The following is an 11,651-nucleotide window of genomic DNA, read 5'->3' as shown; positions in this document are numbered from 1 at the left end:
TGGAACGTGCCTCTTTAGACGCAGAGTCGTCAAGCTCTACCGAATGCGGAAGTATGAGGCAACTTGGGGCGAAAAAGCAGATGTCTGCAAAGAAGCGTCAGAAACAGCAATCTCAGAGTAGCGGATTGCTGTAGTTCATTACTTTTCTGATCCTAATAAAAGTAACCCTTAACTTAATTACTAATCATCAAAAAAATTAGCAAATAAGGTGCGCTGACTATCACTTAACTTATCCATAACCTTCAACTGATAACTAACCACCTTCGGTTTAGCTAACTTCACCCTCAGATTTTTTAATTCATCCTGATGAAATATAGTCACCTCAACCTCATCCCCCTCCTGATAATCCCTTAACCTATCCCCCAGAGTATCGGCACCTACCCTAAAACCATCCATCGCTAGAAACTCATCCCCTGCCTCAATACCCACCGCACCCGCAGGGGAATTGGCATCCACAAAACTAATTTTTTCCGTAGCCCCTTCCTTTTGTACCAAAACACCTAAATAAGGGTGAACATCCTTAGGAGTTTTACCTTCCAAAACCAAGCCAAAAGGCTCTAAAAATTCATTAAAAGGTAGCTCTTTGGTGTCGTTTAAATATAATTCCCAAAATTGAGTTAAATCTTCTGCCGCTATCTCTTCAATAACCCCCTTTAACTCCTCCTCTGTATAACCAATTTCATCAACCCCAAAACGTTGCCACATCTCCCGCATCACATCATCAAAAGACTTTTTCCCTGCACTATTTTTGCGAATAATTAAATCTAAAAATAAAGCGATAAACTGTCCTTTAAGATAATAAGAAATCTGATTATTATTACTATAAGCATCACGGCGATACAACTTAATCCAAGCATCAAAACTTGACTCTCTCAAAGGTTGGATATGTCTGCCAGGAATCGACAAATATTGACTAATATCTTTACTCAATAAATCTAACAAAATTTTACGACCATAAACCTTCGCACGATAGGGAATTAAAATATCATAATAGCTCGTCACCCCCTCACAAAACCACAAAGAAGCCGTGTAATTTTCCTGACTATAATCAAAGGTTTCCAAACCCTTGGGGCGAATCCGCTTCACATTCCAAAGATGGAAAAATTCATGGGCAACCAACTGCATAAAACGATTATATTTATCAGGCTTACGGAAGCCAAATCGAGGATAATTTAGTACGCAACAATTTTTATGCTCTAATCCCCCAAAACCACTCCCTGAAAGATGTAATAAAAAGAAATAATCTTCATAGGGTAAATCCCCAAATAATTCCTCTTCTTTTTCAATAATCGCCCTCGTGTCTTTAATTAGTTTTTCTTTATCGAGATTACCTTTTCCCCAAGTAACCCATTGATGGGGTTTATCGGAGACTACAAAATTATCTATTTCTTGAGTTCCAATTTCAAAGGGGCTATCGACGAGGGTATCAAAACTATCGGCACAAAAAGTGTTGTGACTAATTTTAAGTAGTGATGTTGTGATTTGCCAATCTTTATGGGGAGGAATAATAGAAACGGTATGGGGTATATGTTGATATTCAGGGATATAAAAGAATAGGGCGGCACCATTAAAATAACCATGGGTACCATCTAAATGATTTGTTCTGACCGTTAATTCATTAGCATATATTTGATAACTTATTTTGATTTCTTTGGTCTTTTTTGTCTCTATTTGCCAATGATTTTTTGATTGTTTTTGCCATGAAATAGTTTGATTATTGGTTGCATCAATGGCGGAAAATTGTTGTAAATTTTTAGAATATTCTCTTACTAAATATGAACCCGGAGTCCATACGGGCATCATAATATCAAGGATTTCCTCTGTCCAATTAGTGATGGTTAGATTTACCTGAAATAGGTGTAGTTCAGGGTTTTCCATGGACACTTGATAATATATGTCTGGTTGTTGGATATTCATGGTTACTCGATAAATAGCAGTTTCTTTATTTTAAAACTATCATATCAATTTATAAAAGATCGAGTTTTATTTTTTTAATGGTGCTAATATTTTTAAATCTCTGCTTATTTAATTATTAATTATTTCTAATATTTTTTTGGTAGAAACTACATGATTATTAAGTCCTAATTGTTGCGGAGAAATGCCTAAGGCTAAACCAATTAATTGGGGTAAATGTAACACAGGAATATCTAATTTTTGTCTTACCACTTTTGCCACTTCAGGCTGACGGGAATCGAGATTGAGATGACAGAGGGGGCAGGGGGTTACAATACAATCAGCGCCCTTATCCATGGCATCAAGAAGGTTATTTCCTGCCATTTTAAAAGATTTTTCTGTGGCATAACTAGCAAGGGGCCAACCACAACATTTTATTCTACCATCGTAATAAACAGGGGTAGCTCCCAAGGCACTAAAAACATTTTCCATGGATTGAGGATTAAAGGGATTATCAAAAGGGAGATTTTTTTGTACCCTCAAAAGATAACAACCATAAAATGCAGCGCACTTTAAACCCTTCAACGAGTTAGTTACTTTTTGTTGTAATGCGTCTAAACCATAGTCACTAATCAAAGCCCATAAAATATGCTTTACTTCCGTTGTACCCTGATAGGGTGAACAATTTTCCTTGGCTAAAAAACCATTTACTTCTTCAAAATAATCGGGGTTGTTTTCCTTGGCATCCTTTAACCTTTCATCCACATGACCGATGACCCCTTGACAGGTGCTACAGTGGGTAAGTAGGGGTAAATTGAGGGATTCTGCTAGGGCTATATTACGGGCGTTAACGGTATCTTCTAGCAGTTGAGAGTCTTCTTTAAATGTACCAGAGCCACAACAGGAAGCCTTTTTTAATTCTATCAATTCTATTCCTAAGGATTGACTAATGGCTTTGGTGGAGGTGTCTAATTCTCGACAAGCCCCTTGGGCAACACAACCGGGAAAGTAGGCATAGCGAAGCATGATGGTAAATATAGTAATGGTGAATTGTTCTATGCTTCATTATCACCTCTTTTTTTGGGTTGTTGAACTTAGTTCGCAATATTTCTTAATTTTGGGCAATGGGCAACAGGCAATGGGCTTAAGCCCATTATTACTAATCGAAACTAATTAGCTAAAAATTGAAATTATTATCAATTCTCAATTATCCATTCTCAATTATTTACGGGGCTAAACGCTCAATAATCCACTGGTTATCCTTCAGAGTATAGCAGAGGCGATCGTGTAAACGGTTTTGTCTGCCTTGCCAAAATTCAATTTTGTGGGGAATTACCCGAAATCCACCCCAATGATTAGGGCGTGGCACTGTTTTTCCTTGATATTCTTTTTCAAGGTTTTTGAGATTATTGTCTAATACGTCACGGTGGGGGATTACCTGACTTTGGGGGGATGCCCATGCCCCTAATTGTGAGCCTTGGGGGCGCAAGTTGAAGTATTCGTCAGATTCTGCGGGGGTGATTTTTTCCACGTTTCCTTCTATTCTTACTTGACGCTCTAATTCATGCCACCAAAACACTAAGGAAGCATGGGGGTTGGCGGTTAAGTCTTGCCCTTTTTGACTGTCATAGTTGGTAAAAAATACGAAGCCACGGTTATCGAGGTTTTTTAGTAAGACTATTCTGGCGCTGGGCTTTCCATCTTTGTTGATGGTAGCGATAGTCATGGCGTTAGGCTCTTTTTGTTGGGCTTGGATGGCGTCATCTAGCCAGAGGTGAAATTGTTGGAAGGGATTGGGGAGGATGTCTTTTTCTAGTAATCCTCCTTTTATGTAGTTTTCCCGTAGGGATGGTAAGTAGTCGATGCCCATGATTTTTTATTTGGTAAATAGTTTGAAATAAATACTTTGACTAAATTCTTTGATGGGGAAGAAAATATAGGTAATGGGGTTGATGGTGACGATGATGTTGCGGAAGTCTCTTTGGGCTAGGCTTACTATTTGTTTGGCTACCCAAGGGGCAGACATTACACCGATGGGGTTGAGGTTACTTTTAAAGGGGCCTAGAATTAGTTTTCTAATGACACAGGGGGCGTTGGTGCGTCGCAGGGTGACGATGTCGCCCATAGTGCGTTTACTTAATTCGTAGAGGGGGCTAAAGGCTGGGTTTACTTCTGCTTCGGAGGTGTTTACCCAGATTTCTTTGGTGGCTTTTTGGCGATTGGTTTGGACGGTATCAAGGAATATTTCCATCATTTTAATACCTGAGAGGGCATTTACTTGGTAGGAAGTGGCGATCGCACTGGGGCTTTTATCACCATGAACGTTGATACCATGGTTAATAATAAGTATATCAATTTTCTCGAAAAGTTCTTTTAATTCTTCCTCTCTACCGACTCCCCAAGTAATGGTTTTAATGGGTTTTTGTTCACCATTTACCATGATAAATAATTCTTGCTCCTTGGAGGTAAGGGCGGTTACTTTTGCCCCTTTTTTGTCTAACTCCTTCATCAAGGCGCAGCCTAATGTACCACTAGCCCCCGTTATGGCGATGCGTTTTCCTTTTAGTGAAAGTGCTGTACCCATAATTCTATCTACTAAGGTGAGTGTGCCACAAAAATAAGCATCTTGATCATCAAAATGATGGCGCCAATGGTAGGTGCGATTTACTAAGAAGTTTCCCGGGAGACTTTCAAATTCCCCTTGACGGTGGGTAACATCGGTAATGGCATCGGCGTAGGGAATTCCTAAACCCCGTGCGATCGCCCCTATGGTATAAGTAATAGTATAAACTGAGCCAGTCCATGCCAACCATTGATAATTTTCGGCAATCAATCCATTGACAATGACGATTTGGGCAAAAACTACCCCAAAAAACAACATCACAAGGGATTCAGGTAAATCATTATACCAGTTGGCCTGTCGATAGATTTCCTCACTTTTTACCGATAAATCAGGTTTAAAAATACGATGGTGCCAATTATGAAGACGAGATACAGGTTGCCATACATGACCTAAAACATGATATAAATCTCGTACTATTTCTACTATTAAAATCGAAATAAGAGCGATCACGAGGTGGTGCGCAAGTGCGATCGCACCTGCTATAATTAAAGAGTTATTCAACATTTACATTGGGCATATTACATATAATTTCAACCTTACATCTTATTATATTCTGCCCAAACCAGTGAAGTAAAAACTCAGAGCAAAACTTTTTAGATGATGATAATCACAAGAGAATATAATTAAGCACATAATAAAGAGTAGATACTTATATATAATTCAAACATAGGCAACCCATAAAACAACACAATTATATGATGAACATCAATGTTAAGTATGGATTATTTAAATACGAAGTAAAAGACTACTACTCCATTTTAGGAGTGCCCATTGATGCGAGCGCCAAAGAGATTCGTTTACGGTACCTCAAAATTGCCTATCAATTACATCCCGATACCTGTAGCGCCGACACCCCCGAAGGAAAAGAAAAAGCCAGTCAAATTCTCTCCAAATTAGTTAACCCAGCCTACGAAAATCTTTATAAAGATAAATTAAGAAAAGAATGTCAGTTGATTTTTGCCGAAATAAGCAGAAGACTAGCTGCTCAAATTAATGATGTTACCATCAATACAGAAATAGCCAAAACCCTCTATCAAGAAGAAAAAAATAGAGACAAACTATACCATGAATTAGTCCAAAAAATAGCCGTTGACCAATACCAAGATATTAACACCGTTATTACCAAAATAGCTCTGATTAGTGAACTAAATATGGTTTACTTAATGTCTCAAAATGAAACCCAACGTCGTGCTAATGTCTCCCGTAGTGCCGCCAACACAGGGCAAATTCAAGCCAGTGAGGGCATCATAACCCAGCAACCCCCACAAGAAACCATCGTCACCAGCACTACCCAAGCCCAAAACGAAACCGAAGTTACCCCACAACCTGAACCCACCATCAATAGATTAGATAAATTAATATATAATGCCGAGGAAGGAGCTAAAATTGGTAATCTCGAACAAGCAATCCTAGATTTACGGGAAGCCCTCAAAATTGATAATGCTAACCCTAAAGTCCATGGTCTAATTTCCTACTATTACTATCAACAAGGAAATCGAACCTATGGTAAAATTCACTATAATAAAGCCTTCTCCCTCAATCCTAACGAACCTGTCCTCAAACAGATCAAAAAAGACTTTTTAGAAGAATCTCCGAAAAATAAAACCACCAAGGGTAAGACTGGTAAGGGTAAAGATACGAAAGATGGGAAAAAAGAAGGGCCCACGGTTTTTGGTATTCGTTTATGGTAGAATCAACGGTGAATTTGCCTTTGTCAAGTAATTAAACGAAAATCGGACTATGCTTCACCAAGCCCCCGCAGGCGCCAGAGATTTATTACCCTTAGAAGTAGCTCAAAAAAGCTGGATAAACGATAGACTCCAGCAAGTATTCCAAAATTGGGGTTACAAAAGAATTGTTACCTCCAGTATTCAATGGTTAGATACCCTAATGGCAGGGGGGGCGATAAAACCTTCTACGGTTATTCCCTTACAAAATATTGGAAAAGGTAATCTTGCCCTACGCCCAGAGTTAACCGCCTCCATTGCTAGGGCTGCAGTGACGAGAATGCAGGGTGATGCGGTGCAAAGACTTTGTTACCGTGCCAATGTCTTTCGCAATAGTGCCGAGGGGCATCATGGTAAGCAATTAGAATTTTATCAAGCGGGGGTGGAATTACTTTTCGCTGACGGGCTTTTGGCGGATGGGGAAACCCTGTTATTAGTAGCCCATTGTTTGGAAAGTTTAGCCATGGAAGATTGGCAGTTATTATTGGGGGATGCTGGTTTAACGAAAGGACTTTTAGGACAATTTCCCCCAGAGGTGCGAGGAGATATTCTTAATTGTTTAGCTAATTTGGATCGTATTGCCCTTGAGGGTTTAAAATTAGATGAGGATTTGAAGGTTAAGGCTTTACAACTATTTGAGTTGAGGGGAAATCCTGAAGAGGTTTTGGCTCAGATTAGTACCTTTGAACTAGATGAAGAAACTACAAGGGCGCTTAACCATCTTAAGGGTTTGTTGGAGTTGGTAAATCACAGTTATGGTAAGCCTTTACCCATTGTGTTGGATTTAAGTTTGGTACAAACTTTTGATTATTATACGGGTATCGTGTTTGAGGTGGTGGGCTTTAGTGATAGTCAACCCCGTGTATTGGGGCAAGGGGGAAGGTATGATCAATTATTAGGGTTATATCACCCTCAGAAGCAAGATTATCCGGGTATCGGTTTTTCTTTTAATATTGAGGATTTACATAGTTGTTTGTTGTCGGGGGCAGATTTACCAAAGACGACTCCCCCCAGTGATTGGTTAGTGATTCCTGAAAGTCCTGATGGTGCTAAGATGGCTTTTGATTATGCCCAAAGATTACGCCATAGTGAGAATATCGTGAGGGTTGAATTAGAGTTACAATATCGTTCAGAAGCACAAATTCGGGCTTATGCACAGGATGAGGGCATTAAGCATTTGGCATGGATTGGGGTGGATGGCACTCCAAAAATAGAAGTTATTTAATTTTTTTCTAGGTGATAAAAATGTATGGCAAAGTTATCGGTAGAGTTAGAGCGTTATTTTTTGCTTGAGGAAAGGGAGGATATTATTTCTTTTGATGATATTCTTCTTTTAGCGGGCGATCGCATTTTTGGCTTTTTATTAGTGATTTTGTCGTTACCTTCGGCTTTGCCGATTCCTGCCCCGGGTTATTCTATCCCCTTTGCTGTGGTCATTTTTTTGTTAGCAATTCAGTTTATGGTGGGTTATCAAATTCCTTGGTTACCTAACCGAGTTAAAAATGGCAAGATGAAAACCTCTACGGCGAAACAATTCATCAAAAAGGGGTTACCTTGGCTTAAACGTCTGGAAACCTTCACTAAACCCCGTTTTACTCCTATTTGTAATACCTCCATGGGTAAAATTGTACTAGGAGGTGCGATCGCCCTTATGGCCATTTCCATGATGATTCCCATCCCCGGCACCAATACCGCCCCTGCGGTGGGTATTTTCATCACCGCTTTTGGGTTACAGGAGGATGATGGTTTTATTTGTCTTTTCGGTTTGATTGTGTGCATCATCGCTGGGTGTCTATCGGCTTCCATCCTCTTTGGGGCAATCATCGGAAGTTCATCCCTTTGGCAATATTTTCAAAAATAAATGAGTAGTACAGGGGTTGTGGCCCATAAAGAATGAGTAATTTATTACGTTACTTACTACCTAGGTTAAAACAGTCTCCTCAGAAGCCACAGATTCCTCATCCTCCTGAGAAGAAACATTAGAACCCACAAAAGAGAAATTAAGAGGCTCATGTAAAAGCATATATAGACAAGGTATCAAAAATAAAGTTAGTAGGGTTGCCAAAGATAAACCCCAAAACACCACTATTCCTAGAGGTTGTAAAAATTCTCCTCCATCCCCAGCCCCCAAAGCCAGAGGATACATCCCCAATACCGTGGTAATGGTAGTCATCATAATGGGGCGTAACCGTTGGGAAGCGGCTTGAATTACACAATCACGGCGACTAGGTTGGGCAATGGCAGGGTTTGCTTTTTGTGCCTCATATAGTTGATTAGCCAACTCCACCATGACAATGGCGTTATTAACCACAATCCCTACCAATAGGATAGCCCCCACAATTACGGTGGCACCCACGGGGGTTTCGGTGAAATATAGTCCGTAAATACCCCCAGACAGAGCGAGGGGTAGGGTAAACATGATTACTAAGGGATCAATTAAGGAGTTATACTGTACCGCCATCACTACAAAAACGAGGAAACCAGCTAACCCCCCCAAAATGGGTAAAGAAGATTGTAATTCGTCGTTACTTTCTCTGGCATAACTGGGTAAGATTCTGATTCCTTGGGGTAAATCAATGTCATCAATAATGCGGTCAATTTCATCGAGGGCAGGACCTAAATTAGCTCCTTCTGCCAAGTTACCAGTAATGATATATACCTGTCTTTGGTTAATCCTTCTGATTTCGGAGGGGGCTTCTCCTGTTTCAATGGTTGCCACTTCCCCTAAACGAATAAGACGATTATCATTGGTAAAAATAGGAATGTTTCTTAGGTCATCGGCATTTCTCACTTGATCTGAATCTAATTGTACATTTATATCTACCAAGCGAGTACCCCTTTGTAACTGGGTAGGAGTAACCCCACTCACGGAGGTACGCAAGGAGTTGGTAAAGTCTTGGATGGTTAGGTTAAAATCTGCTAACCTTGCAGGATTAGGACGAATAACCACCTCTGGTTGACGAGGATCACTGTCGGGGGTAAAGTCAGATAGGGTTGCTTCTTGGTCTAAGACATTAATAATTCTCGATCCTGTTTGTTCTAGGGTATCTTGATCACTTCCTTGTAAGACAACATCTACATCGGCTCTAACGGGGGAGTTGTTCAGGTTTAAACCCCTTACCCTACCGGGAAAAGCACGGATACGAATGTCCACTAGGTTCATCTGGGCAAATTCTCCATTGATTCTCCCCGCAAATTCCGCCACATTGGTACCCGGTTTGAGGGTAATATCACTAGAGCCACTCAACACATTTTCGGTGGTATTAGCACCAAATAAGCCTCCCCCTGCGGTGGTGAAAGCGTACTCGGTTTCTGGTTGGGCTTGGATAATTTCATCGACTAAACCCATTACTCTGCGGTTGGTGGCAAGGGTAGTTTCGGTGGGGAAACCAACCCTAACGTTAACTTGTCCTGTATTGATAGATGGTAATATTTCTTGGGGTAGTTGTTGGGCAAGGTTGAAACTTACTCCCCCCAAGCCTAAGAAGATGACAATTACAAATATCCAACGAATATTAACTAAAAAGCCAAGGGTTGATTTATATTGTTGGTTAATCTTATCGAAGGTTTTGTTGAACCAACGAATAACGAAGAATTTACGAATGTTGCTACTCCATGGCACGGCGAGGAGTCGGGAGGTGAGCATGGGTACGATGGTTAATGCTACTACGATGGAAGCTGCGATCGCAAAGCTGATGGTTAAAACTAATTCACTAAATAATAAAGAAAGTAAGCCACCAATGAGCAAGAAAGGTAACACCGCCACTAAGTTGGTACTGGTGGATGCAATGAGGGCTGATTCAACAGTGGAAGCACTCTCGATGGACTTTTCAATAATTTGATTGCGCCAAAAACCTTGTTTTTTAATCCTCTGATTAGCAGGAATATCGGTAACTTCTTCCGTACCTCCCACCAAGGTTTCGAGCATGACAATGGAGTTGTCCACCACAATTCCTACCCCTAGGGCTAACCCCCCGAGACTGAAAACATTGAGGGAAAAGCCTGATAGACGCATCATAATAATGGCCGCCAAGGTAGCTAGGGGAATGGATATTACGATAATGAAGGTTTGACGCAGAGAGCCTAAAAAGAGTAAAACGGCGATCGCCGCTAATCCAGCCCCCGTTAACCCAGCCATAATCACATTATCAATGGCATTTTCAATAAAAATTGACTCATCAAGGGTAGGTAAAAACTCAATACCATCAGGTAAAACCGTACCCCGTTGTAACTCCTCAAGCCTTTGTTTGACGTTTTCAATCACCTCAATAGTATTGACATCAGGTTGTTTTTGTACGCTCACCTTTACCGCAGGTACACCATTAAGGGTGACAAATACCCGTTGCTCCTCGCTACCATCAGCCACCTGGGCAAATTCGCGCAAATAAACCCTACGACCATTTTCCCCACTACTAAAAGAAAGATTATCCAAAATTTCCGCCGAAGAAAACCTCCCCGCCACTCTGGTTAAAGGCTCATTATTTTCCCCTAAAAGCCTTCCCCCCGTAATATCTTGGTTAGCCGAATCAAGTTCATTTAAAACTGTGTTCAAGTTTACTCCCAAAGCCTGAAGACGGTTTAAATCAATCTCAATCCTCACCTCCTCATTCACACCCCCCGAAACATCCACCGAAGCAACCCCCGGCACAATGGTTAACTCCCTCGCAATTTCATCCTGTGCCAAAATTCTTAAATCCAAAACATCAAGACTATCCGATGTCATGGCAAATTCATATACGGGCAACTGAGACGGATCAAATTTGAACAACCGAATATTATCCAAATTGTCAGGTAACTGTCCCCTCGCACGGTTAAAAGAAGCCGTAGCATCATTCAGGGCTTGGTCAATGTTACCCCCAACCCTAAAAAATAGATCTAGGTTAACACTATCTTCCCTCGTACGAGAGTAAATTTGTTCTAATCCTTCCGTGGCCGATAGCGCTTCCTCTAAGGGGCGAGTAATTTCCTCAATGGCAACCTCTGGCGCAATACCATTGGTGCTTACCCTTACCCCAATACGAGGATAAGTTATAGAAGGTAACAAGTCCACAGCAATATTATTAACAAAAAATATACCAATCACCATCACCGCCAGAGTCAGCATGATAGTACCGATATGACGGCGAATGGCTACACCGCTTATGCTAAAGCCTTGGGTAGAATTATTTATGTTTGATTTCATTGTTTGAAGGGATAAAGTTTAAAAAACTTAACGTTAATGTTGTAACACATTATTTTAAGAGGTTGTGACAACTCCTATAGGCTTTAGACTAGGACAAGTGCGAAAAGGTTTAAAAACATTGGTAATCACACTAAATCCATAAAAATACCCCTTTTTCCCCTATCTCCCACAGAATTTAAGGGAGTATAAGCTAAAAGCAGAGGGGTTTTGGGGGTAAATAATTTAT

At 40.5% G+C, this 11,651-nt stretch carries 8 protein-coding genes; 3 read left to right on the top strand and 5 right to left on the bottom strand.

Annotation, left to right across the window (positions count from 1 at the left end; genetic code table 11):
• Positions 1 to 180: 180 nt before the first annotated feature.
• From ACXITR_RS09620 to ACXITR_RS09605, 4 genes are all read right to left on the bottom strand, one after another.
• A complete protein-coding gene (locus tag ACXITR_RS09620; protein ID WP_457997012.1) occupies positions 181 to 1,917 on the bottom strand; it encodes a M61 family metallopeptidase in 1,737 nt (578 codons plus the stop codon).
• 108 nt (positions 1,918 to 2,025) lie between these two features.
• A complete protein-coding gene (locus ACXITR_RS09615) occupies positions 2,026 to 2,919 on the bottom strand; it encodes a CoB--CoM heterodisulfide reductase iron-sulfur subunit B family protein (protein ID WP_457997011.1) in 894 nt (297 codons plus the stop codon).
• 199 nt (positions 2,920 to 3,118) lie between these two features.
• On the bottom strand, positions 3,119 to 3,763 hold the full coding sequence (gene pdxH / locus ACXITR_RS09610; protein ID WP_457997010.1) for a pyridoxamine 5'-phosphate oxidase: 645 nt from the start codon (positions 3,761 to 3,763) through the stop codon (positions 3,119 to 3,121).
• A gap of 6 nt (positions 3,764 to 3,769) precedes the next feature.
• Positions 3,770 to 5,020 (bottom strand): bifunctional sterol desaturase/short chain dehydrogenase, encoded by a 1,251-nt coding sequence (locus ACXITR_RS09605; protein WP_457997009.1) that lies wholly within the window; start codon positions 5,018 to 5,020, stop codon positions 3,770 to 3,772.
• 191 nt (positions 5,021 to 5,211) lie between these two features.
• On the opposite strand from ACXITR_RS09605, the gene ACXITR_RS09600 reads away from it, so the two are divergent.
• From ACXITR_RS09600 to ACXITR_RS09590, 3 genes are read left to right on the top strand one after another with little or no spacing between them, the layout of a single operon-like run.
• A complete protein-coding gene (locus ACXITR_RS09600; protein WP_457997008.1) occupies positions 5,212 to 6,207 on the top strand; it encodes a DnaJ domain-containing protein in 996 nt (331 codons plus the stop codon).
• Positions 6,208 to 6,256: 49 nt separating this feature from the next.
• Positions 6,257 to 7,468 carry an ATP phosphoribosyltransferase regulatory subunit gene (locus ACXITR_RS09595; protein WP_457997007.1) on the top strand — a complete coding sequence of 404 codons (1,212 nt, stop codon included), beginning with the start codon at positions 6,257 to 6,259 and terminating at the stop codon, positions 7,466 to 7,468.
• Between the two features lie 24 nt (positions 7,469 to 7,492).
• A complete protein-coding gene (locus tag ACXITR_RS09590; RefSeq protein ID WP_457997006.1) occupies positions 7,493 to 8,104 on the top strand; it encodes an exopolysaccharide biosynthesis protein in 612 nt (203 codons plus the stop codon).
• Between the two features lie 60 nt (positions 8,105 to 8,164).
• Here ACXITR_RS09590 and ACXITR_RS09585 read toward each other — a convergent pair whose 3' ends face one another.
• Positions 8,165 to 11,425, bottom strand: coding sequence for an efflux RND transporter permease subunit (locus tag ACXITR_RS09585; protein WP_457997005.1), 3,261 nt, complete (start codon positions 11,423 to 11,425; stop codon positions 8,165 to 8,167).
• Positions 11,426 to 11,651 lie beyond the last annotated feature (226 nt).

The sequence above is a fragment of the Cyanobacterium sp. genome (assembly GCF_054166785.1).
The sequence above is the reverse complement of the archived record's forward strand: the minus strand, read 5'-3'. Positions and strand labels throughout refer to the sequence as shown.

Bases quoted from the DNA above. Each gene is read 5' to 3' on its own strand.
- ACXITR_RS09620 (WP_457997012.1), bottom strand. From the start codon at position 1,917: ATGAATATCCAACAACCAGACATATATTATCAAGTGTCCATGGAAAAC.
- ACXITR_RS09615 (WP_457997011.1), bottom strand. From the start codon at position 2,919: ATGCTTCGCTATGCCTACTTTCCCGGTTGTGTTGCCCAAGGGGCTTGT.
- pdxH (WP_457997010.1), bottom strand. From the start codon at position 3,763: ATGGGCATCGACTACTTACCATCCCTACGGGAAAACTACATAAAAGGA.
- ACXITR_RS09605 (WP_457997009.1), bottom strand. From the start codon at position 5,020: ATGTTGAATAACTCTTTAATTATAGCAGGTGCGATCGCACTTGCGCAC.
- ACXITR_RS09600 (WP_457997008.1), top strand. From the start codon at position 5,212: ATGATGAACATCAATGTTAAGTATGGATTATTTAAATACGAAGTAAAA.
- ACXITR_RS09595 (WP_457997007.1), top strand. From the start codon at position 6,257: ATGCTTCACCAAGCCCCCGCAGGCGCCAGAGATTTATTACCCTTAGAA.
- ACXITR_RS09590 (WP_457997006.1), top strand. From the start codon at position 7,493: ATGGCAAAGTTATCGGTAGAGTTAGAGCGTTATTTTTTGCTTGAGGAA.
- ACXITR_RS09585 (WP_457997005.1), bottom strand. From the start codon at position 11,425: ATGAAATCAAACATAAATAATTCTACCCAAGGCTTTAGCATAAGCGGT.